Origin of the sequence: uncultured Ruminococcus sp. (assembly GCF_947301925.1) — a bacterium.
In the GTDB taxonomy this organism is placed as follows: Bacteria; Bacillota; Clostridia; order Oscillospirales; family Ruminococcaceae; genus Ruminococcus.
The window spans coordinates 1-22,777 of sequence record NZ_CAMYUE010000018.1; the positions used below are offsets into that span (position 1 = coordinate 1).

Genomic DNA, 22,777 nt, shown 5'->3' on the forward strand with positions numbered 1-22,777 from the left:
GGAGCCTTATCGATCATATCGTAAGCCTCATACTGAGCCTGACCCTTCATAGCGAGAGTCTTTGTGATAGCAGCAGTAAGAGTTGTCTTACCGTGGTCAACGTGTCCGATTGTACCAATGTTTACATGGGGTTTGGTTCTTTCAAATTTAGCCTTAGCCATTGGGAAATTCCTCCTTAAAAAAGATTCAGTAAAATCTGTATATATTATTATACCAGATATTTTTGGTAAATTCAAGTGTTTCGGTAAAAAAATTGCTGCCAAAACACATGATTTTGTAAATTATGCCCGTTTCACACAGTTTTCCGCATAAAACGGGCGGAAAATACAATTAGTTCTTAGCTCTGTTAGCCATGATCTTCTCAGCAATGCTCTTAGGAACTTCCTCATAGCTGTGGGGCTCCATTGTGTACTGTCCACGACCCTGTGTATTTGAACGGAGGTCGCTTGTGTAGCCGAACATTTCTGAAAGCGGAACGAGAGCGTCTACCTGGATAGAGCCGGATCTTGCTTCCTGACCCTGGATCTGTCCGCGGCGTGAGCTGAGGTCGCCGATAACTGTTCCGAGATACTCATCGGGAACGATAACTGCAACCTTCATAACAGGCTCCATGAGAACTGCGTTAGCCTGCTTGAGAGCTTCCTTGAACGCGATAGAACCTGCGATCTTGAATGCCATTTCAGAGGAGTCGACCTCATGATATGATCCGTCGTAAAGCTCTACCTTAACGTCAACTACCTCGTAGCCTGCAAGGATACCGGCCTTCATAGCGCCCTGGATACCTGCGTCAACAGCAGGGATATACTCCTTGGGGATAGAACCGCCGACAACAGCGTTGGTGAACTCATAGCCCTTACCTGACTCGTTAGGATTAACTCTGATCTTAACGTGACCGTACTGACCTGAACCACCGGACTGCTTCTTGTACTTGTAGTCGATATCTGCGCTGCCCTTGATAGTTTCCTTATATGCAACCTGAGGAGCGCCGACATTGGCCTCGACCTTGAACTCACGGAGGAGACGGTCTACGATAATGTCAAGGTGGAGCTCACCCATACCTGCGATGATAGTCTGACCTGTTTCCTCGTCAGTCCATGTCTTGAAGGTAGGATCCTCTTCAGCAAGCTTTGCCAGAGCGATACCCATCTTCTCCTGACCAGCCTTTGTCTTGGGCTCGATAGCGAGCTGGATAACAGGCTCGGGGAATTCCATGGATTCGAGGATGATAGGATGCTTTTCATCACAGAGTGTATCACCTGTAGTGGTGTTCTTGAGACCAACAGCAGCAGCGATATCGCCTGAGTAAACTGTTGTCAGGTCCTTTCTGTGGTTAGCGTGCATCTGAACGATACGACCGAAACGCTCGCGGGTATCCTTTGTAGCGTTGAGGACTGTATCACCCTGATTTACGACACCTGAATATACACGGAAGAACGCAAGCTTACCAACGAAGGGATCTGTTGCGATCTTGAATGCGAGAGCTGCAAAGGGCTCGCTGTCAGAAGAAGGTCTGTCCTCCTCTGCCTCTGTATCGGGGTTAACGCCCTTGATAGCAGGAACATCGAGAGGAGAAGGCATATAGTCGATGATAGCATCGAGAAGCTTCTGAACGCCCTTGTTCTTGTATGATGTACCGCAGGTAACAGGTACCATGTGGTTAGCTATAGTAGCCTTTCTGATGCAGGTCTTGATCTCTTCCTGTGAGAGCTCGCCCTCTTCAAAGTACTTCTCCATGAGAGCCTCGTCCTGCTCGGCAACGTGCTCTACCATCTCGTCGTGGTACTTCTGAGCAAGTTCCTTCATATCCTCGGGGATATCTTCAACCTTGATATCTGTACCGAGGTCGTTAGTGTAAATGTAAGCCTTCATCTCAACAAGGTCGATGATGCCTCTGAACTCGTCCTCAGCACCGATGGGGAGCTGGATCGGAACAGCATTACACTTGAGTCTGTCCTTCATCATGTCGATAACACGATAGAAGTCGGCACCCATGATATCCATCTTATTTACATAAGCCATACGGGGTACCTTATAGTTATCAGCCTGTCTCCAAACGGTTTCAGACTGGGGCTCAACGCCGCCCTTTGCACAGAGAACTGTTACAGAGCCGTCGAGTACACGGAGTGAACGCTCAACCTCAACTGTAAAGTCAACGTGGCCGGGGGTATCGATGATGTTAAGTCTGTGGCCTGCCCAGTAGCAAGTAGTAGCAGCGGAAGTAATTGTGATACCTCTCTCCTGCTCCTGCTCCATCCAGTCCATAGTAGCGGAACCTTCGTGTGTTTCACCGATCTTGTGGTTAACACCTGTGTAGAAAAGGATACGCTCTGTGGTTGTGGTCTTACCTGCGTCAATGTGGGCCATGATGCCGATATTTCTTGTATTTTCAAGTGAACAATCTCTTGACATACTTTACTCCTTTTACAATGACGCTTACCAGCGGTAGTGAGCAAATGCCTTGTTGGCCTCTGCCATCTTGTGTGTATCGTCGCGCTTCTTGCAGGCACCGCCTGTGCCGTTAAGAGCGTCGAGGATCTCACCTGCGAGTCTTTCCTTCATTGTCTTCTCGTTTCTCTCTCTGGAGTACTTAGTGATCCAGCGGAGTCCGAGAGTCTGACGTCTTTCGGGTCTTACCTCCATAGGTACCTGGTAAGTAGCACCGCCGAGACGGCGAGCCTTTACCTCGAGCTCAGGCATGATATTTTCCATAGCCTGCTCGAACACCTCAAGAGCGTCCTTGCCTGTCTTTTCAGCTACGATCTCAAATGCACCGTAAACTATTTTCTGCGCTACGCCCTTCTTGCCGTCCAACATGATATTGTTTATCAGACGTGTAACGAGCTTTGAATTGTATACAGGATCCTGTAATACATCACGCTTTGCGATTTTACCTCTTCTTGGCATTTTCGCTTCCCTCCTTCATATAGATTGATGAATTCATAGGTACTCAAACCTTGTCGGTTACTGCCTCATCGGCCTTGCTTCGCCGACAGGTGTGTCAGGAGCCAATGCAGAGGATCAATCGATACAATCTATATGATCTCCGCATTACCCTGCGGTAGTAGTTATCCTATTGATAATGAATGTACGGCTCTCATGCAGTCAGCCGCCGACTGTTGTGAAGTATGCTCTTACTTCTGCTTGGGCTTCTTAGCGCCGTACTTGGAACGAGCCTGGTTACGGTTAGCAACGCCCTGAGCGTCGAGAGTACCTCTGATGATGTGGTAACGCACACCGGGGAGATCCTTTACACGTCCGCCTCTGATGAGAACAACGCTGTGCTCCTGAAGGTTGTGGCCGATACCGGGAATGTAAGAAGTAACTTCGTAACCGTTTGTGAGCTTAACTCTTGCGATCTTTCTCATAGCTGAGTTAGGCTTCTTAGGTGTAGCAGTTCTTACAGCTGTACAAACGCCTCTCTTCTGGGGTGAGCTCAGATCGATCTGAGTCTTCTTCTTGGCATTGTAGCCCTTCTGGAGAGCAGGAGCTGTAGACTTGGACTCGAGATCCTTTCTTCCCTTACGAACGAGCTGGTTAAATGTAGGCATATTTTTCCTCCTTTACATAATAATATAGTGCGTGCTCTTACCCTCAAAAGGGCATAGAATCTGCGCACTGATATATTATACCCAAAAAAGGGCGGCTTGTCAAGGGTAATCCCTCAAAAGCCGCTCTTTTTACTGATTTTTTGTTATTTTTCCCATTATTATCAAGGGTTTCGCCGTGGAGACTTAGCTATTTTTTCAGCCATTCCCTCATGTCGGTAATAGTACCGCCGCTTGCCGTGTAGGCATAGAAGGCGAGGACCTTTGACGCGTCAACGGAATTGATGTCGCCGTTTTCGTCCACATCTCCCGCGATATTCTGCTTTTCATTGAAGGCAGGCTCGCCGTTTGTGGCTATCCTTGCGTATTCCGCAAGTATCTGGCTGGCGTCTACGGAATTGACGTCGCCGTCCATATTCACATCGCCCAGTATTATGCCCTCATGGGGATCGGGCGGACCGGTTACGGGAGATGTTGTGGTGGTAGTGGTCTCCGTAGATGTGGTGGTCGTGGTTGTAGTTGTGGAAGCAGCTCTTACCCTTACGGTAAATCCGGCCTCCGCATATACCCATTCTCCAACGGCCTCGTTGTACGACCTGTATACCAGCTTAACGTTCTGCTCGCCGCTTACGGAGCTGTCATAGCCCTTTACCTCGTATCTCTCGGGGTGGGAAGCTGCCTCGTCGTAGCCGTGTACCAGCTCTCTGCCATTGCCGCCCACATGGAACACATTCACCGTCATGCCCGAAAGGGATATGGGCTCTCCCGCATTGTAATCCAGCTTGTCGGGAAGCCTTACCACGCTGATCTCCGCCGTATAATAGGGCGAAACGGTGGTAGTGGTGGTTGTTTCCGTGGTTGTTGTGGTGGTAGTCTCCGTGGTAGTGGTGGTAGTCTCCGTGGAGGTGGTGGTAGTCTCCGTGGAGGTGGTCGTAGTCTCCGTGGAGGTTGTCGTAGTCTCCGTGGTAGTGGTGGTAGTCTCCGTGGTGGTGGTCGTAGTCTCCGTGGAGGTGGTGGTCGTTGTGGTGGTTGTGGTCGTAGTAGTGGTGGTAGTCGTTGTGGTGGTCACAACAGGCTCTTCCACTTTTACACTGAAGCTGTCGGTAGCCGTCTCGCCGTTGGCGGTATAGCTGAGCCATACTGTGTATGTACCGTATCTCCAGCTCTGATAGTTGTCCGAACGGCTTATCCTCATATCGGTCATGGGAACCGTCTCTGCGGTCTTGGTGCCGTCACTGTTTATGAGACCGATCTCCACAAAGCCTCCCGTGAACCTGTGATCCAGATTCTCAAACCTTCTGTAGCTCAGCTTGTCGGGGAGAGCAACTATGGTTATGTAGGGCTTTGCCGCCTCTGTAGTAATAACAGGGGGAGCTGTTGTGGTGGTGGTAGTCTCCGTGGTAGTTGTGGTTGTTGTCTCTGTGGTTGTGGTAGTTGTCTCTGTGGTTGTGGTGGTTGTCTCTGTGGTTGTGGTGGTTGTCTCTGTGGTAGTAGTCGTCGTGGTCGTCGTTGTAGTTGTTGTAGTTGTTGTAGTAGTCGTAACGGGAGCAACTACCTCTACCTCGATCTGCGCATATGCCACCGAGCCCGATACAAGATAGCCGAAGGTTATGGGATACTTGCCGGGGGCGGTTTTGTCGAAGTCCATCCTGTTCACATATACCGAGTCGCGCCAGTAGGATATATCCTCCATATCCAGCACATCGGGACGCACATCCCTGTAGGAACCGTCGCTGTAGTACTCCCTGTACCAGCGTATCACCGTTCCTCCCGAGAGATCAAGATCCTCCCCTACGGTATAGGTGGTCTTGTATGGCGGCCGTCCTATTTCCAGCCCGGCAAACACGCTGACTACCGACGTAGTGGTAGTGGTGGTCGTAGTCGTTGTGGACGTGGTGGTGGTTGTGGTCTCGGTTGTCGTGGTGGTAGTTTCGGTGGTGGTCGTCGTGGTGGTTTCGGTGGTGGTCGTTGTCGTCGTCGTGGTGGTCGTCGTGGTCTCGGTGGTGGTCGTTGTGGTCTCGGTGGTTGTCGTAGTGGTTGTCGTAGTCGTGGTTGTCGTGGTGGTAGTAGTGGTCGTATCAGGCGGCCTTACCTCCACTTCAAGGTCAATGTACGATACCGAGCCTCCCGTGGTGTAGCCGAAGGTTATATTGTACTTGCCGGGACGGGTATTGTCAAATGCAGACCTGTTGACGTAAACTCCGTCACGCCAGTAGGATATTTCGTCCATATCCAGCACCTGAAGATGTATATCCCTGTAGGAGCCGTCGTTCATGAACTCCCTGTAGGAACGCTTTATAGTGCCTCCCGAAAGGTCAAGCTCCTCCCCTACGGTATAGGTGGTCTTTGTAGGAACGGCACCTATCTCCAGATAGGCCGAAACGCTAACTACAGTTGTAGTAGTGGTGGTGGTGACCGTCGTAGGCGGCGGAAGCACCTCCACCTCCAGCTCCGTATAAGCTGTAGAGCCCGATTTTGAATAGCCGAAGGTTATCTTGTATCTGCCCGGGTGAGTATTGTCATAGCTGTCCTTGTTGGTATACACGCCGTCCTGCCAGAAGGACATATTGGTCATATCCAGCTCCTCCAGCTCCATGTCCAGATAGGCTCCGTTGCTGAGGTACTCCCTGTAGGAGCGCTTTATGGTGCCTCCCGAGAGATCAAGCTCCTCGCCGTAGCTGAATGTGGTCCTGTAGGGCATTCTTCCGATCTCCACATTTGCGGAAACGCTTACCACATACACCGTGGTAGTGGTAGTAGTGGTTGTGGAGGTCGTGGTAGTAGTTGTCGTCGTCGTTGTCGTCGTCGTTGTCGTCGTCGTTGTCGTTGTGGTGGTCGACGTTGTAGTGGTAGTTGTTGTGGTTGTTGTAGTGGTGGTTGTAGTAGTTGTTGTAGTAGTGGTCGACGTGGTGGTGGTAGTTGTGGTAGTCGGCCTTGTAGTGGTTGTGGTGGTTGTCGTTGTCGTAGTCGTTGTTATGGGCGCAGGCGGTGTGCCGCTCAGCTTCTCGAACCTGTAGCCCGACTGCTTTGCATAGGTCTCGGCCGTAGATCCGCTGTATCCGCGGATCGCGCCGTTGTAGCTGCCCTTGCTGCCCGATTCGCTGTTGCATATCGTCAGCGTACCGCCTACGATATTACAGCTGCTGTTCTGTATAGTCACCGAATTCAGTGAAGAACAGCCTCTCAATGCGTCTCTTCCGAGACTTGTCACACTTACGGGGAGCTCTATTGAGCCCAGAGCCGTACAGCGCATGAAAGCGCCTCTGCTTACAGCTGTGACGGTGCTCGGTATGCTTACCGATCTCAGGTTTGAGCACTCCGCAAAGGCACTGGGGCCTATATTGGTGATGCCCTCCTTAATGATAACGGTATTGATAGAGTTCCTGCTGCCATACCATGGTGTATCGGAGCTCATGGCCCATGAGGCCATATTTCCCGAGCCCGATATTGTAAGAGTGCCCCCGCTGAGCACCCATTGCGCCTTGCTTCCGCAGGTGCCGGATTCACCTACTTTACCTCCCTGCTCCGTTATCTGAGCAGTTGCGGCCTCCGATAGCATTACCGGATATGTAAAGCAGGTAAAAATCGCCATTATCGCCGCCATTACCGCGGCTATAAGTTTATTCATGCATATTTTCTCCGTTCCGAGGAGCCTCCGCATCAGGCGGGGCGCCTTTATTTTCCCCTATGCATTCCCCTGATACCGATATATTATAATAACCTGCTGATGAATTCCGATAATGTCATTAAAGCTCCTTCGGTAGAGCCTGTATATGCGTAATATGCAAGTATCTTGGAGGCGTCTACCGCGTCAACGCTTCCGTTTTTGTCCACATCTGCGGCAAGAGCCTGAGAGGTGCTGAATGTTTTTTCACCCGAAGTCGATGTACGGGCATACTCTGCAAGCACTCTGCTGGCGTCCACAGCGTCTATCGTATTGTTATCGTTTACGTCTCCGCAAAGGAAAACAGTGAGTTGACAGGTATTAAAACTTTCCGGAGAAGTATAGAAAGTAACATCAACCTTACCCGGCGCTATACATTTTATCAGACTTTTGTTTTCGATAACAGCAATAGAAGTGTCTGAGACTTCAAAATGATCAAGCGGCCAGCCATCTGTATAATATTCAGCATAATTGCCAACCTCTACGGTACTATCGCGGAAGAAGAAACTGGTTTGGATACCCCGGGTGGTAGTAGTAACGACAGGTGCAGTAGTTGTGGTCGTAGTAGTTGTGGTCGTAGTAGTTGAGGTCGATGAAGTAGTTGTTGAAGTCGATGTAGTGGTAGTAGAGGTAGACGAGGTAGTTGTAGAGGTAGTTGTCGATGTTGTAGTTGTTGTGGTAGGTGTAGTGGTGGTAGTGGTAGGCGTAACAGGCTCGCTGCCCGCAACAGCAAAGTTTACACTGTACTTATTGGCGTATTTCTCGGCGGTAGAACCGCTGTAGCCAAGGATAGTGCCGCTGTATGAGCCCTGCCCTGCGTTCTCGCTGTTGCATATGGTGAGATTTCCTCCCACTATTGTACATTCCGGATTATAGATAGTCACCGATCTGAGGGAGCCGCACTCCCTGAGAGCGTCTCTGCCCAGTGAAGCAACGCCTGAGGGCAGGACTATGGACGAAAGAGAGCTGCAGCGCATGAACGCGCCTCTCTTTATGCTTGTAACCGTACCCGGTATGCTGACAGAGCTGAGATTCTTGCACTCGGCGAAAGCGCCGGGGCCCACATTGGTTATGCCCTCTGCGATAACTACCGATCTGATAGAGTCCCTGTACGGATACCAAGGAGTATCGGTGTTCATGGCCCATGCAGCCATATCACCCGAACCTGTAATGGTTAGTGTACCGCCGCTGAGTTCCCATTTTGCATTTGTGCCGCAGACGCCCGATTCTCCCACTCTGTTTTCAGACAGGATCGTCTGCGGAAGATCTGTGCTCACCGCCCATGCAGGTGCTGCCGCCGCTGCGGTAACGCACAGTGCTGCCGACAGGGCAGCCGCCATTAGCCTTTTCATGTTTTTTATTCCTCCCATTTTAATTTTTATTTCAGTCCCGTACAGCACCCCACGCATATACGGGACCCAAAAGCTTATCTTCTTCTTGGCACGAACAGCATTATCAGCGGATATATCTCAAGTCGTCCCAGAAGCATATCGAAGCAGAGGACTACCTTTGAGAAGGCGTTCAGACCGCTGAGGTTGCCCGCAGGACCGAAGCGTCCCACGCCGAAGCCGATGTTGTTCATACAGGTAATTACCGAGGAAAGCGATTCCTCGATGGAAAAGCCGTTGAGAGTCACCAGAAGCACGGATATGCTCATAAGCGTAAGGAATAGTATGAGATAATTGCTCACGCCGCGCACTACGTCCTTTTCCACGGGCTTGCCGTCCATCTTTACGGTGGTGACGGCACGGGGATTGGTGATATACTTCAGCTCCTTGATACCTGTCTTTATAAGTATGATTATTCTCGATACCTTCATTCCGCCGCCTGTAGAGCCTGCACAGGAGCCCACGAACATGAGCATCAGCAGCAGGGTCTGCGAGAACACAGGCCACTTGGCCGTATCCGTGGTGGAGAAGCCTGCGGAGGTCATGGTGGAGGCCACCATGAAGAAGGTATGTCTCAGTGTGTCGCCCACGCCGTCGTACATCTTGTGGACGTTCACCGATATTATTATCGTCGCGGCAATGATGACTCCGAAATAAGTCCTTACCTCTTCATTCTTGTATGCCAGCGAGAACTTCTTTATCAGCAGATAATAGTACAGGTTGAAGTTGACGCCGAACAGGATAATGAATATGGCGACGACCATTTCGATATATACGCTGTTGTAGTGGCCTATGCTGTCTCCCCACATGGAGAAGCCGCCTGTACCTGCCGATGAGCAGGCGTGGATAACAGCGTCGTAGAGGGGCATTCCTCCGCAGAGAAGGAGCACCGCCTCGGAGACTGTAAGTGTGATATAGATACCGTAGAGGATACGGGCCGAAAACCTTGATTTCGACACCAGTCGTCCCACCTTGGGGCCTGCGCACTCAGCCCTCATCATGTGCATGGTGCGGGCGTCGTTGCTGGACATGATAGCCAGCACGAACATGAGGACTCCCATACCGCCCAGCCAGTGAGTAAAGGCTCGCCAGAAAAGGCAGGCGCGGGACATGGCCTCAACATCCTCCAGTATAGTCGCGCCCGTGGTGGTAAAGCCCGAGACAGTCTCGAACAGGGCGCTGGGATAATCTTTTATCTCCCCCGAGATAACAAAGGGCAGTGCGCCTATGCAGGACATGGTGACCCATGAGGCCGCAACGCTTACAAAGCCCTCCATCGAATAGACCGCGTTGTTCTTCGGCTTGCGTATGGTGAAGCCGACGGCGATAGCCATAGTCATCAGGAAAGGTATTCCGAAAGACGCTACAACGTGATCCTCCCCGTATATAAACCCTACAATTACGGGCAGCAGCATGAAGAGTCCCACGACCTTCAGTATCTGACCCATAATATATGATACCATTCTGTAATTCATATTCTGTGCTGCGCTCTCCTCAATCGAAAATATTGCTGAGGTCGTGCATACCCTTTGTGGTGGTGACTACCACGACGCTGTCATTGACCTTCAGACAGTCGTCGCCCTTGGGGATTATGAGCTCGTTGCCTCTTACTATACTTGCTATGAGGATACCGCTGCGCAGCTTCAGCTTTTTCAGCGGAACGTCTACATATTCCTTCTTGTCACGGACTACGAATTCAATAGCCTCCAGCCTGTCGTTCACCAGTCTGTAGAGAGTGGTGACGCTGTTGCCGAGAGAATTCTGTCTTGCGCGGACATACTGCAATATCTGGTTTACCGTTATGGTCTTGGGAGATATTATGCTGTCCAGATCAAGGGTATCCGAAAGCTGCATCAGGGACATCCTGTTGACCTTGGTGACTACCTTATCCACACCGTTGTTCTTGGCCAGAAGAGAGAGGAGTATATTCTCCTCGTCTATGCCGGTTAGTGTCACCACAGCGTCCGCGTCGTAAACGCGCTCCTCCTCGAGGATATCGTGGTCTGTACCGTCGGCGCAGGATATATCCACCTTGTTGAGCCTGTCGGACAGCTCCAGACAGCGCTCGCGGTCGATCTCGATTATCTTGACCTTTACGCCCATTTCGATGAGCTGCTGAGCCAGATGATAGGCCACACGTCCGCCGCCGATAAGAACTGCGGACTTTACGCGCTTTTCACGGTAAGCGGCACTTATGCTCTTGAAGAACTTGACCATATTGCTGTGCGAAGCGGTCATGTGTATCTTGTCACCCGAGCGGAGCACAAAGTTTCCGTTGGGTATGGTCAGCTCGTCGCCGCGCTGGACCGCGCATATGAGCACGTCCAGCCTCATGCGTCTTGAAAGCTGGCTGAGAGCCACGCCGTCAAGTATGCTTCCGTTGGTAATGCGTATCTCGGCAAGGTCTACCCTGCCCTTGGCAAAGGATTCGATATTTATGGCCTCGGGATAGCGCAGTACCTTTGCTATCTCGTTGGCGGCATTGTAATCGGGGTTGACCATCATGCTGATGCCCAGCTCCTCACGCATGAATACCATCTGCTTGTCGAATTCGGGGCTGCGCACACGGGCAATACAGTGACGTGCTCCCATTTTCTTTGCGATGAGACAGGAGAGGATATTCACCTCGTCCGAAGTGGTAACGGCAATGAAGATATTGGCCTTGGAAACATTGGCCTCCTCCAGCACCTCTGTCTGAAGGCAGTTTCCCACTATGCCCATTACATCGTAGTCGTTGGAGGCAGCCTCAACAAGGCTTTCCTTCTTATCTATTATTGTAACATTGTGGTCGTCGTTAAGGACATCGGCGAGGGCGGTTCCCACCTTGCCGCAGCCTACTATTATAATATCCATAATTCCTCCGTATTGTAATTTGAAACTTCCCGGGTCGGGCGGATACAAATACTCATAATAATTATATCCCCGAAGCAGAATTTTGTCAACGCCTATTATATAAATTCATAGCGCATCAGGCATTATACTGCTCCTCCAGCCATTTTATCATGGCGTCGAAGCCCTCCTGGGTCCTTTCAAACTCGGCCTCGTGCTCTATCTCCGCCTTCATGGAGCAGAGCCTTCCGTGCCAGGTCATGCATTTCAAGGTCTCGCCGTTGGATATCTTGTAGGAAAAATCGTCCTTGCTTCCCGAGAAGTCGTTGCCGCTCTCGAAATAATAGAATTTGGGTATCTCGAATATCTCCGAAACGCTCATATGCTTTCTCCTCCTTCAAAAAACTCCACAGCCATATCCAGACTGTCGTATACCGCCGACAGCAAAGGCTTTATCTCCTCGTCGGGGGGCGTCATATCCGGTATCATCACCGCATGACAGCCTGCGGCATGAACCGCCTTTATGCCGTTGGGTGAATCCTCAAAGGCCGCACACTCCTCCGGCGGAAGTCCCAGCTCCCTTGCGGCGGTCAGGTATATATCGGGGGCAGGCTTGCCCGTTTCGATCATATCTCCGCATATCACTGCCGAGAAATAGTCCTCCGCTCCGATGTTTTTCAGGTATTCCACCGTCCTCACTCTCGGAGTAGCCGTAGCCACAGCCATTTTTATGCCCCTGCCGCGGAGGTAGTCCAGCAGGGTGAACAGCCCCTTCTTTACCTCCAGACCGTGCTCCTTTATGTATTCTCCCATGAGCTCTGTGCGGTGAGCCCTTATGTCCTCGGTGGGACAGTCCTCGCCGAATATGCCCTTCAGCAGGGGTATGGAGAACTTCCGCGCCATACTGCGCATTGAGTAGACGTGCTCCGGGGTCATATCGTAGCCGAAGTCCTTTGCCGCCAGTATCCAGAATTTGAGATAGAGCTTCTCGGTGTCTATCATAAGACCGTCCATATCGAAAATAGCGCCTTTGAGATCTTTCATTCAGATATTCCTTTTCATTTTTTGATTTGCAGATATTAAGAGCTAAGAGCTGCGCTGCAGGGGACGGGCGGCGAAACGCCGCCCCTACAAGCTAACGGCTAATTAATCAGTAAGGGCGGAAAGAGTTCCGCCCTCACTCTATTATATAAAAGAATTATTACCAGTTTATCATCCAGCTGTACATACCCTCATACTGACGGGCGGAGCTGTTCCACGAGAAGTCCTGCTCCATGGCACGCTTTACCATAGTATCCCACTGCTTGCGGTGGTTGTAGTAGATGTGCTTGGAGTAGTTTATCACGCCCAGCATCTCGTCGCCGTTGTAGTTGGCGAAGGAGAAGCCGTTGCCCGTACCGTCGAACTCATTGTATGGAGTAACGGTATCCTTCAGGCCGCCTGTCTCGCGGACGATGGGCAGTGTTCCGTAGCGCAGGGCTATGAGCTGTGTAAGGCCGCAGGGCTCGAACAGCGACGGCATCAGCATGGTGTCTGCCGCAGCATAGAGCTTGTGCGCCAGCTCGTCGGAATAGAGTATATTGGCGGAAACTCTCTCGGGATACTTCCACTGATAGTGCTTGAACATATTCTCGTATCTGGGATCGCCGGTACCTATTATCACGAACTGGGTGTTCTCGTCGCAGATACGCTCGATGGCGTAGTTCACAAGGTCAAGTCCCTTCTGATCGGTGAGGCGTGAGATTATGGCGATCATATACTTGTCCTCGTCCACAGGGAGACCCAGCTGCTCCTGGAGCTTCTTCTTGTTCTCCGCCTTCTTTGCCTTGACGTTTTTGGAAGTGAACTCCGCAAATATCTTCTTGTCGTTGGCAGGGTCGAACACCTTGTAGTCAATGCCGTTGAGTATTCCCCTCAGCGAAGCCGACCTTGCACGGAGAAGTCCGTCAAGCTGCTCGCCGTAGAAGGGGTATTTTATCTCCTCTGCGTATGTCTCGGACACTGTGGTGATGTAATCCGCATATACCAGACCACCCTTGAGCATATTGGCGTTGTTGTGGAACTCCAGCTTGTCCGAGGTGAACATATAGTCAGGCAGAGCCGTGTTGTACTTAAAGGTATCTATATCCCATACGCCCTGGAATTTCAGGTTATGGATAGTCATTATGCTCTTTGTTGAGCTGAAGAAGGGATTGGTTGCAAAGGCGGAGTGCAGGAACACCGGTATCATTGAAGCCTGCCAGTCGTGACAGTGGATGATATCGGGCCTGAAGCCTATAACGGGCAAAATAGCCAGTACAGCCTTGCAGAAGAAGGTAAATCTCTCTATATCCCATTTCAGGTCGGGAGAATAGGGACTGTCGCACTTGAAGTAATACTCGTTGTCAACGAAATAGAAGGTGATACCGTTGTACTCGTACTCCATTATGCCGACGTGGACGCCCTCGCTCCTCATACCGTAATCCATATAGAAGTGATGAACGTACTTGAATTCGTTCCTGTACTTATCGGGGATACAGGTATAATAAGGCATTATGACTCTTACGTCGAACTGTTTCTTGTCGATGTACTGCGGAAGTGCGCCTACTACGTCGGCAAGGCCGCCTGTCTTTATAAACGGGACGCACTCGGAAGCGGCAAATAGAATGTTGTTCATAGCATATCTCCTTACTATTGTATTTGTTACAGCCAATACCTGTAACCTTACTAATATTATATACTAATTTCTCCGTTTAGTCAACACAAAAATATGAACATTGCACAGCGGGCAGAAACTCAGTAAATATCAACAATAGTATTAGCAAAAATTTGTTTACTAAGTAGAATTTGAAAAAATATTTTTTGTTATTCAATGGTTTTCGTTTGAATAAGGGTGCTTTACGGCCTTATTATAGAAGGGCATGAAAAAGGACGGCCGAAGCCGTCCTCCGCATAAATGTTCACTGTCTGAGAAAGTCCGCGAGACTCATGGTGCCGTTGGTGGCGGTATATGCGTAATACGCAAGAACATTCGATGCGTCAATAGCGTCGATATTGCCGTCACTGTTCACGTCGCATTTATCGTATTCCTCCTGAGTGGGAGAACCGCCGCCTTCAGTGGAGTATTCCGCATACTTTGCAAGGATATTTGATGCGTCGATAGCGTCGATACTTTCGTCGCCGTTTGCGTCGCCAAACGAATGAGAAGAAACAACAGCTAAATCCACAAAACGGAATTTGTATGTATTGGCAGTTTCTTCAGCACACGAACCTTTGTAACCATATATAGTTAATTGCGGACAATTAGCAAGCGCTTTTCCCCCTATACTTGTCACGGTCTCGGGAATAGTGATACTCTTTAAATGCGTGCAGCCCATAAAAGCTGCGTCGCCTATACTTTTAACACCGTCAGGTATAACAACCAATGTTAAACTGTTACACCCCACAAAAGTAGTACTTTCTATCGCGGTAACACCGTCCGGAATAGTTACAGACTTTAATGACATACAGCTTTGGAATGCTCCGGCTTCAATAACCGTAATATTTTTCGGAATATTTACGGAATTCAGATGAGTACAATTCAAGAGCGCAAACTTACCTATTGTTTTAACGCTTTCAGGTAGTACAACAGATGTGATATCTTTACACTCTCTGAAACATTCATCGCCTATCTTGGTAACGGGAACACCCTTTATTTTTTCGGGGATAATTATCTCGCCTTCGAGATCCTTTGAAGCCTTGTAAAGCTCCGCATGATCGGTGTACACATGATACTCTATACCGTCCTGAGTAACTGTATCGTATCCGGACTCCTCTGCGGCAGAAACAGCATTTCTTATGTTAATTGGTGAATAGTTTTGTGTGATTACGTCTGTTGAGCCTGTAATAACGCAGGCAGCAGCAACCGCAATGATCTTTTTCATGTTCATCTTGAGAACCTCCTTATATATATATATATACATAATTATAGCACATTGATTCTGATTTTGTCTAATCTATTTTATATATAGCAAGCGCGTGCGATCTGCACTGTTTTTTCGATCAAACGTCATTGCACAGCGTTGGGGGATCAGCCGCAGCTCCCGACCCTATGCGATCTGAGGGACATGATACCGGTGAGCCATATTCCCCTTTGATATCGTTCCACGCTCCATATATCTCTATGTACACTTTTCGCGCTGCTGCGGTTTCAGCAGCAAAGCAAAGGCAGATGATATCCGCATCACAGTTCCCTGCAAATAAAAAGGACGGCCGAAGCCGCCCTTTATAATCATCATGTAAAGTATTTTACGCCGCTCTCGAAGATCTTCTGATCCTTTTCGCCCTGAACGTTCTTGCAGATATAGCTGCCCTTACGCTCGGAGTGACCCATTTTGCCGAATACTCGTCCGTCAGGCGAGGTGATACCCTCGATAGCCTCGATGGAAGTATTGGGATTGTAGCGGATATCCATTGTGGGATTGCCGTCAAGGTCAACATACTGTGTAGCAATCTGTCCGTTCTTTGCAAGCTGCTGAATGAGACTTGCGGGAGCTACGAAGCGTCCCTCACCATGTGAGATCGGAACTGTGTGTATGTCACCCACTTCACAGCCATAGAGCCAGGGGCTCTTGTTGGAAGCGATACGGGTGTTTACCATCATTGACTGGTGACGGTTGATAGTATTGAAGGTAAGTGTGGGAGCATCGTCTGCCATGTCGATTATCTCGCCGTAGGGCACCAGTCCAAGCTTGATAAGAGCCTGGAAGCCGTTGCATATACCCAGCATGAGACCGTCACGGTTCCTGAGCAGGTCGTGAACTGCGTCCTTGATCTTGGGATTGCGGAAGAATGCAGTGATGAACTTTCCGCTTCCCTCGGGCTCGTCTCCGCCGCTGAAGCCGCCGGGGATCATGATGATCTCAGAGCGTCTTACAGCTCTCTCGAAGTAGCTTACGCTCTCCTCGATATCACCTGCGGACAGGTTGCGGATAACTACAACCTCGGGCTTAGCGCCAGCCTTCTCAAATGCACGGGCAGTATCGTACTCGCAGTTTGTACCCGGGAATACGGGGATAAGCACTCTGGGCTTGGCTATCTTTGTGGAAGCTGCCAGCTGGATGCGGTTAGGCGATGAATATGTCTGTGGAGTTGTATCCGTAGTCTTTATGCGGCACGGGAATACAGGCTCCAGCTTGCCCTCCCATATCCTCTGGAGGTTGTCAAGGCTGAGAGTATAGTCGCGGCAGAGTATCTTGTAATCCTTGATAGTCTTGCCGAGAACGTTCTCGCCGCTCTTTGCGTCGCCGATGAGCTCGATGATGAATGCGCCGTAATAAGGCTTGAAGAGCATATCGGCAGAGGGCTGTGAGGTAAACTCGAAGCCGATCTTGTTACCGAAGCACATCTTTGCGATACCCTCGGCAAATCCGCCGTAGCCGTTGGTCCATACGGCGTTTGCGCGGCCGTCGGCAATAAGCTTCTCCACCTTGTCGAAGCACTCTCTGATGCTGTCGAATCTGGGAAGGCCGTGCTCGTCATACTCGGGAACTATGGTGATGACTGTATTTCCTGCGCCCTTGAACTCGGTGGATACTATCTTGTCGGCCATTGCAGTGGATACCGCGAAGGAAACCAGCGTAGGAGGTACGTCTATCTTCTCGAAGGTACCCGACATTGAGTCCTTGCCGCCGATAGAGCCGCACTCCATCTCCAGCTGTGCCCTGAACGCTCCAAGGAGAGCAGCCATGGGCTTGCCCCAGCGGGTGGGATCGTTCTGTGTTCTCTCGAAGTACTCCTGGAATGTGAGCCAGCACTTCTTGTAAGAGCCGCCTGCTGCAACCACCTTTGCGATGGACTCGATAACAGCCAGCATTGCGCCGTGGTAGGGAGACTTCTCGGAAATATCGGGATTATAGCCCCAGCCCATGAGAGAGCAGGTATTGGTCTCGCCCCTGAGCACGGGGATCTTTGCAGCCATAGCCTGTGAGGGAGTCATCTGGTATACGCCGCCGAAGGGCATGAGTACCGTGCCTGCTCCGATAGTGGAGTCGAACTTCTCGATAAGTCCCTTCTGTGAGCACACATTGAGGTTGGACATGAGCTGTGACCATGTCTCTGCGCTGTCAGTGGGCTCTGTCTCGGAATTGGGCAGAGGTCTCTCTATTTCAATGTCGGTATACTTGGGAGCGCCGTTGGAGTTGAGGAACTCACGGGACAGGTCAACGATAGTGTTGCCGTTCCATACCATTTTGAGGCGGGGCTCTTCAACAACGTCGGCAACGAGGGTAGCCTCCAGGTTCTCCTTTGCGGCCTCCTCCATGAACTTGTCAAGGTCCTCGGGAGCGATGACTACAGCCATTCTCTCCTGTGACTCGGAAATAGCTATCTCAGTACCGTCAAGGCCGTCGTACTTCTTGGGTACTGCATTTAGGTTGATAACGAGGCCGTCCGTGAGCTCGCCGATAGCAACTGAAACGCCGCCTGCACCGAAGTCGTTGCAGCGCTTTATCATTCTTGTCACCTCGGGATTGCGGAACAGTCTCTGGAGCTTTCTCTCCTCGGGAGGATTACCCTTCTGCACCTCTGCGCCGCAGCTCTCAAGGGATTCAAGTGTATGGGACTTTGACGAGCCTGTTGCGCCGCCGCAGCCGTCGCGGCCTGTCTTTCCGCCCAGGAGAATAACGATATCGCCCGGTTCGGGTCTCTCCCTGCGGATATTCTCAGCAGGAGCTGCGCCCAGAACTGCGCCTATCTCCATACGCTTCGCAACATAGCCGGGGTGGTATACCTCGGCAACATGGCCTGTTGCAAGACCGATCTGGTTGCCGTATGAGCTGTAGCCGTTTGCTGCGCCTACGGTTATCTTTCTCTGGGGGAGCTTGCCTGCGATGGTGTCCTCAACGGGTACCAGGGGATTTGCCGCACCTGTCACACGCATAGCCTGATATACATATGAACGTCCCGAAAGAGGATCACGGATAGCGCCGCCCAGACAGGTAGCCGCACCGCCGAAGGGCTCGATCTCCGTGGGGTGGTTGTGGGTCTCGTTCTTGAACATGAGGATCCAGTCCTCAAGCTCTCCGTCAACGTCCACCTTGATCTTTACAGAGCAGGCGTTGATCTCCTCGCTCTCGTCAAGGTCGGGGAGCTTTCCGTCGGCCTTCAGCTTTCTGGCCGTCAGTGTGGCAAGGTCCATGAGAGTCATGGGCTTGTCCGTTCTGCCCAGCTCCTCGCGGACGTTCACATACATATCGTATGTATCCTTTATATAGGGAGTGTCTATCTTTACGTTCTCAACATTTGTAAGGAAGGTGGTATGACGGCAGTGATCTGACCAGTAGGTGTCGATCATGCGTATCTCGGTGATGGTGGGGTTGCGCTTCTCCTCGTTGCGGAAATAGTCCTGACAGAACTTGATATCGTCATAGTCCATGGCAAGGCCGAACTTGTCCACGAAGGCGTGGAGTCCGAAGGCATTGAGGTTGATGAAGCCCTCCAGCTCCTCAACTGTTGTGGGGATATCGTAATTTGTATCGAGGGTCTTGACTGTCTCCAGTGAAGCCTCGCGGCTCTCAACGGGGTTGATGATGTAGGCCTTGAGCTTTGCGAAGTCCTCGTCGCTGATGATTCCCGAGATGATATAAACTCTGGCATTTCTCACGCGGCAGCGCTCTCCCTGACGGAGTATCTGTATACACTGCTCGCAGCTGTCGGCTCTCTGGTCGAACTGTCCGGGAAGATACTCAACGGCAAATACGCGGTCGGTCTCCGATATCCGCGGCATATCGTCATATACCACATCAACGGCAGGCTCCGAGAAAACGGTGTTGACAGCCGCCTTGAAGTCCTCCTCGCTGAGCTTGTCTGCGTCGTATCTGTTGAGGATACGAACTCCTGAAATGTTAAGTCTGAGCGCAGTCTTTATATCGCTGAGCACAGACTGAGCTTCTACTGCAAATTCAGGCTTTTTTTCAACGTAAATTCTGAATACGGACATAATTCAGTCTCCCTTCAATTTAATTCATAATGCATAAATGCATAATTATAAGGCTAATAAATGTCATCAACAGGTCTGCCAATGCAGAAGTCGTGACCATACTCTTCTATTATAACACTAATTATCTGATTACGCAAACTTTTTTCGGGATTTTTTCGGGAAATTTTTACTAATGTATAATCGGGTGCATATCCGCGGTGAAATTCTGTAGAATTTTCACGCTCAAACAGCACCGGCACCGTTCTGCCCACCAGTGAGCGGAGATATTTTTCCCTTGTCTCCTCGGCGGCGGCAGTCATCTCCTGCCAGCGGAGAGTCTTGACGCTCTCGGCCACCTGTCCCGTCATTCTGTCCGCCCTTGTTCCCTTTCTCCGAGAATAGCGGAAAACGTGTACCTTTGCAAAGCCAGTTTCCCTTATGAACTCCACGGACTCGGCATGATCGGCGTCGGTCTCCTGCGGAAATCCCACCATTACGTCGGTGGTGAAGGAGCACTGCGGGAATATGCTGCGTATGCGCTCAGTCAGCGCACGGTACTCCGCGGCGGTATATCTGCGGTTCATGGCTTTCAGCGTCCTGTCGCAGCCGCTTTGCAGGGAAAGATGAAACTGGGGACAGAACTGCGGCAGGGCTCTCAGTCTCATGAGCAGCTCCTCCGACATCTTCTCGGGCTCCAGAGAGCCGAGACGTATGCGCTCTATACCCGCTGTTTCCGCGCATATCTCCGCGGCGTCGGCAAGGTCGCCCCCCCACTCCCTGCCGAAGAAGGCAAGGTTTATGCCAGACAGGACTATCTCCTTCACGCCCCCTGCCGCTATCTCCCGTACCTCCTCCCGGAGCACGTCCAGCGGCTTTGAGCGGCAGCGCCCCCTTGCAAAGGGTATCATGCAGTAAGAGCAGAACTGGTCGCAGCCGTCCTGTATCTTCACGAAGGCGCGGGTATTGCTGTCAAAGCGGCTGCACCTCAGCGGCTCGAACAGATCCGAGGAGGTGTATTCCGACAGCTCCACCATGCGCCTGCGCTCCGTCAGACAGCTCTGCACCATAGCCACGATATGGCTGCGGTACTTTGTTCCCGCGATTATATCGGCCTCGGAGAGCGTCGAAGCTTCCCCGGGATTTGCCTGGGGATAGCAGCCCGTAAGGGCTATGACCGCATCGGGCAGCGCAGCCCTCGTTTTCCTCAGAGCAGCCAGCGCACGGCTGTCCCCCGAGGAGGTTACGGTGCAGGAATTGATGACAACTGCGTCCGCAGCCTCGCCCTCTCCCACTATGTCGAAATCCGCACTGCGGAAAAGCTCCTTCATGCACTCGGTCTCATAGTGATTGACCTTGCAGCCGAATGTTATAAAATATACTTTATACATAATTCACCCATTTATTACATAATCTGCACTTTACCCTCACTGACAAAATGCACAATTTTCACTTCATATTTTTATTCACTCTTAATAATATATCTTTATTGATAAAAAAAGCCTCCCCCATATCAATCAATTATACCAAACTGACGAAAATTCCGCAAATGGCTTGACACCGCCGATTTTTAGTGATATGATATAGGTGCGGTAAGGGAAAAGCCGCAGGAAAAAGAAATAAACACAAAAAAACACACGTACACACACCGACATCCGAAAACAGGAGGTAAAGCATGACAAAAACGACTGTTAATCTTCAGGCAATCAATGACGTAAAGGAATTCGTCAACATCGTTATGAAGTATGATTTCGATATTGACCTCGTTTCCGGAAGATACGCTATAGACGCAAAATCCATTATGGGTATCTTCAGCCTTGATCTCTCCAAGCCCATTGAACTCAACGCACACACAGATGACGCTGACAAGTTCCTTAAAGAGATCGACAAGTTCATCGTAAAGTAAAATAGACCTGAGAAAAAGCAAAAGGGATATGTTCCGTAAGGAATGTATCCCCTTTTTCATTATATATCAGCTGTCCAGAAGAGTCTCCCCTGCGATGTTGCCGTTATTTGCGTCGATGTATACCTCGCAGACCTCCCCGTCCTTTACGGGTACCTTCCACGCAAGGAGAGGTCCGTCATATATGACCAGCTCTGCCTTAGTATTCTTCTCGGTCTTGTACTTGTCCGCCGCACACTGTACAGCCTCCAAAGCGCTGACTTTCGGTTTTGTATTGAAGCCCCAGAGGTCGATGTAATTGCTGTTGAGCACCACCGCCTTGTTTGCCTCATTGCGGTCCACCATTATCTCCACGAAGCCTGCCTTCATACCGTCGCAGAACTGATCGAACCTGTATTCCATCTTGTCGCCGTAGTCTATGGTATTGCTCAGCTTCAGCTCGCTGTATACGTCCACAAAGCCCATGACCTGCGAATAGGAGGCGATAAGGTCGAGAGCCTCCCTGGCGTCGTTTACGGGATCCTCGCTGAGGACGCCCTGTATTATCCTTACGGTATCGTCCTCCTCGTTTCTGGTTACGAAAACCTGCGACTCGCCCTCCATGGGAGTCACATCGTCAAGGCTGCGCTGCTCCACCGACCATGTCTCCGGCTTGTCGGGAACTCCGCTGTTGTGTGCGGACTTGCCTGCCGAACAGCCACACAGCATCACTGCCGCTGACATAACTGCCGCAGCCGTCATAATACTTCTTTTCATATGAGCACCTTCATTCACTTATTGTCTGTTATAGTAATCTATACCGCCGTTGGGACGGAAATACGTCCTTATGTAGCCGTCGGTGGATAGTATGACGAACTCGTTGGTGGCCTCGATATAGTATACTCCGTCGCCGTCCTCGGCCTCTGTCTTGTGGAGGGCTGCGGGATCGTTTATAACGTCGCTGGCGCCCTTTTCGTAGTCAGCAGCGGTATCGTAGTCAAACTCGCCGCCGTGCTTCTCGAAATGCTGGTTCAGCAGCTTCTTGTTGCGGAAGTGATACTCCACATAGCTGCCGTCACCGTTATCGAATATGGCCGTAGTAGTGGTAGTTTCTGTATATGTCTCGGAGGACGTGGTCTTTTTGTTCTTCTTGTTCTTTTTTGTGGTGGTGATATCCTCATCACTGTCCGAAGCAGCGGTCTTTTTATTCTTCTTTGTTGTCACCGCCTCAGTGGTCTGCGCCTTTGTGGTCCACTCCACAATGCCCTCCGTGGTGGTCACGGTATCGGTACGGGGACGCTCGATGTAGCTCTCATTGTGGTCGGTGCAGCCGAAAAGCGCCGACGCCGCCAGAACGAAAGCTGCCGAAACTGCGGCAAATGATCTTATTTCCTTCATGCTCTGACCTCCTTGCATAGCTTCTGTAAATACATTATACAGCAACTCTGCAAAAATATCAAGAAAAAAATGGTTTCCCTTTTATTGCGAAACGGAAACAAGAACAGAGAAGCCGTAAATCTGTACTATCAGCCAAAT

The 22,777-nt window shown here is 50.6% G+C and carries 17 protein-coding genes; 1 reads left to right on the forward strand and 16 read right to left on the reverse strand.

From position 1 onward, the window contains the following. From Q0Y65_RS13750 to mtaB, 14 genes are all read right to left on the reverse strand, one after another. On the reverse strand, positions 1 to 161 hold a 161-nt coding region (locus Q0Y65_RS13750), incomplete at its 3' end, for a GTP-binding protein (RefSeq protein WP_297961102.1). Positions 162 to 330: 169 nt separating this feature from the next. Beyond that, positions 331 to 2,409 (reverse strand): elongation factor G, encoded by a 2,079-nt coding sequence (gene fusA / locus Q0Y65_RS13755; protein ID WP_297960984.1) that lies wholly within the window; start codon positions 2,407 to 2,409, stop codon positions 331 to 333. 24 nt (positions 2,410 to 2,433) lie between these two features. Beyond that, the gene (gene rpsG / locus Q0Y65_RS13760) at positions 2,434 to 2,904 is read right to left on the reverse strand and encodes a 30S ribosomal protein S7 (protein ID WP_009983569.1); all 471 of its coding nucleotides are present in this window, start codon (positions 2,902 to 2,904) and stop codon (positions 2,434 to 2,436) included. A gap of 227 nt (positions 2,905 to 3,131) precedes the next feature. Next, positions 3,132 to 3,548: a 30S ribosomal protein S12 gene (rpsL, locus tag Q0Y65_RS13765; protein WP_297960988.1), complete on the reverse strand. Its 417-nt coding sequence runs from the start codon at positions 3,546 to 3,548 to the stop codon at positions 3,132 to 3,134. Positions 3,549 to 3,735: 187 nt separating this feature from the next. Then, positions 3,736 to 7,173: a leucine-rich repeat protein gene (locus Q0Y65_RS13770; RefSeq protein ID WP_297960992.1), complete on the reverse strand. Its 3,438-nt coding sequence runs from the start codon at positions 7,171 to 7,173 to the stop codon at positions 3,736 to 3,738. An 83-nt stretch (positions 7,174 to 7,256) separates the two neighbouring features. Continuing rightward, entirely contained in the window at positions 7,257 to 8,561 is a 1,305-nt protein-coding gene (locus Q0Y65_RS13775) for a leucine-rich repeat protein (protein ID WP_297960995.1), read from the reverse strand. A gap of 74 nt (positions 8,562 to 8,635) precedes the next feature. Further along, the gene (locus Q0Y65_RS13780; protein WP_297960998.1) at positions 8,636 to 10,072 is read right to left on the reverse strand and encodes a TrkH family potassium uptake protein; all 1,437 of its coding nucleotides are present in this window, start codon (positions 10,070 to 10,072) and stop codon (positions 8,636 to 8,638) included. A 19-nt stretch (positions 10,073 to 10,091) separates the two neighbouring features. After that, entirely contained in the window at positions 10,092 to 11,450 is a 1,359-nt protein-coding gene (gene trkA, locus Q0Y65_RS13785) for a Trk system potassium transporter TrkA (protein ID WP_297961001.1), read from the reverse strand. Positions 11,451 to 11,565: 115 nt separating this feature from the next. Continuing rightward, positions 11,566 to 11,808, reverse strand: coding sequence for a hypothetical protein (locus Q0Y65_RS13790; protein ID WP_297961004.1), 243 nt, complete (start codon positions 11,806 to 11,808; stop codon positions 11,566 to 11,568). Further along, entirely contained in the window at positions 11,805 to 12,470 is a 666-nt protein-coding gene (locus Q0Y65_RS13795; RefSeq protein ID WP_297961007.1) for an HAD family phosphatase, read from the reverse strand. Before Q0Y65_RS13795 ends, Q0Y65_RS13790 begins: the two co-directional genes overlap by 4 nt. A gap of 157 nt (positions 12,471 to 12,627) precedes the next feature. Next, positions 12,628 to 14,082 carry a glycogen synthase GlgA gene (gene glgA, locus Q0Y65_RS13800; protein ID WP_297961010.1) on the reverse strand — a complete coding sequence of 485 codons (1,455 nt, stop codon included), beginning with the start codon at positions 14,080 to 14,082 and terminating at the stop codon, positions 12,628 to 12,630. Between the two features lie 283 nt (positions 14,083 to 14,365). Then, positions 14,366 to 15,334 carry a leucine-rich repeat protein gene (locus Q0Y65_RS13805; RefSeq protein ID WP_297961013.1) on the reverse strand — a complete coding sequence of 323 codons (969 nt, stop codon included), beginning with the start codon at positions 15,332 to 15,334 and terminating at the stop codon, positions 14,366 to 14,368. 344 nt (positions 15,335 to 15,678) lie between these two features. Beyond that, entirely contained in the window at positions 15,679 to 19,383 is a 3,705-nt protein-coding gene (locus tag Q0Y65_RS13810) for a phosphoribosylformylglycinamidine synthase (RefSeq protein ID WP_297961016.1), read from the reverse strand. 53 nt (positions 19,384 to 19,436) lie between these two features. After that, on the reverse strand, positions 19,437 to 20,750 hold the full coding sequence (gene mtaB / locus Q0Y65_RS13815) for a tRNA (N(6)-L-threonylcarbamoyladenosine(37)-C(2))-methylthiotransferase MtaB (protein WP_297961019.1): 1,314 nt from the start codon (positions 20,748 to 20,750) through the stop codon (positions 19,437 to 19,439). 284 nt (positions 20,751 to 21,034) lie between these two features. On the opposite strand from mtaB, the gene Q0Y65_RS13820 reads away from it, so the two are divergent. Further along, positions 21,035 to 21,265, forward strand: a complete 231-nt coding sequence (locus Q0Y65_RS13820; protein WP_297961022.1) for an HPr family phosphocarrier protein — start codon at positions 21,035 to 21,037, stop codon at positions 21,263 to 21,265. Between the two features lie 66 nt (positions 21,266 to 21,331). On the opposite strand, the gene Q0Y65_RS13825 is transcribed toward Q0Y65_RS13820, so the two are convergent. Further along, positions 21,332 to 22,018, reverse strand: a complete 687-nt coding sequence (locus tag Q0Y65_RS13825; RefSeq protein WP_297961024.1) for a PepSY domain-containing protein — start codon at positions 22,016 to 22,018, stop codon at positions 21,332 to 21,334. 18 nt (positions 22,019 to 22,036) lie between these two features. Next, the gene (locus Q0Y65_RS13830) at positions 22,037 to 22,639 is read right to left on the reverse strand and encodes a hypothetical protein (protein WP_297961027.1); all 603 of its coding nucleotides are present in this window, start codon (positions 22,637 to 22,639) and stop codon (positions 22,037 to 22,039) included. Between the last annotated feature and the right edge of the window lie 138 nt (positions 22,640 to 22,777).

Coding starts and splice junctions, on each gene's coding strand:
- Q0Y65_RS13775 (WP_297960995.1), bottom strand. CDS start 8,561: ATGAAAAGGCTAATGGCGGCTGCCCTGTCGGCAGCACTGTGCGTTACC.
- Q0Y65_RS13810 (WP_297961016.1), bottom strand. CDS start 19,383: ATGTCCGTATTCAGAATTTACGTTGAAAAAAAGCCTGAATTTGCAGTA.
- Q0Y65_RS13830 (WP_297961027.1), bottom strand. CDS start 22,639: ATGAAGGAAATAAGATCATTTGCCGCAGTTTCGGCAGCTTTCGTTCTG.
- glgA (WP_297961010.1), bottom strand. CDS start 14,082: ATGAACAACATTCTATTTGCCGCTTCCGAGTGCGTCCCGTTTATAAAG.
- Q0Y65_RS13820 (WP_297961022.1), top strand. CDS start 21,035: ATGACAAAAACGACTGTTAATCTTCAGGCAATCAATGACGTAAAGGAA.
- mtaB (WP_297961019.1), bottom strand. CDS start 20,750: ATGTATAAAGTATATTTTATAACATTCGGCTGCAAGGTCAATCACTAT.
- Q0Y65_RS13780 (WP_297960998.1), bottom strand. CDS start 10,072: ATGAATTACAGAATGGTATCATATATTATGGGTCAGATACTGAAGGTC.
- trkA (WP_297961001.1), bottom strand. CDS start 11,450: ATGGATATTATAATAGTAGGCTGCGGCAAGGTGGGAACCGCCCTCGCC.
- Q0Y65_RS13825 (WP_297961024.1), bottom strand. CDS start 22,018: ATGAAAAGAAGTATTATGACGGCTGCGGCAGTTATGTCAGCGGCAGTG.
- Q0Y65_RS13790 (WP_297961004.1), bottom strand. CDS start 11,808: ATGAGCGTTTCGGAGATATTCGAGATACCCAAATTCTATTATTTCGAG.
- Q0Y65_RS13795 (WP_297961007.1), bottom strand. CDS start 12,470: ATGAAAGATCTCAAAGGCGCTATTTTCGATATGGACGGTCTTATGATA.
- Q0Y65_RS13770 (WP_297960992.1), bottom strand. CDS start 7,173: ATGAATAAACTTATAGCCGCGGTAATGGCGGCGATAATGGCGATTTTT.
- Q0Y65_RS13805 (WP_297961013.1), bottom strand. CDS start 15,334: ATGAACATGAAAAAGATCATTGCGGTTGCTGCTGCCTGCGTTATTACA.
- rpsL (WP_297960988.1), bottom strand. CDS start 3,548: ATGCCTACATTTAACCAGCTCGTTCGTAAGGGAAGAAAGGATCTCGAG.
- rpsG (WP_009983569.1), bottom strand. CDS start 2,904: ATGCCAAGAAGAGGTAAAATCGCAAAGCGTGATGTATTACAGGATCCT.
- fusA (WP_297960984.1), bottom strand. CDS start 2,409: ATGTCAAGAGATTGTTCACTTGAAAATACAAGAAATATCGGCATCATG.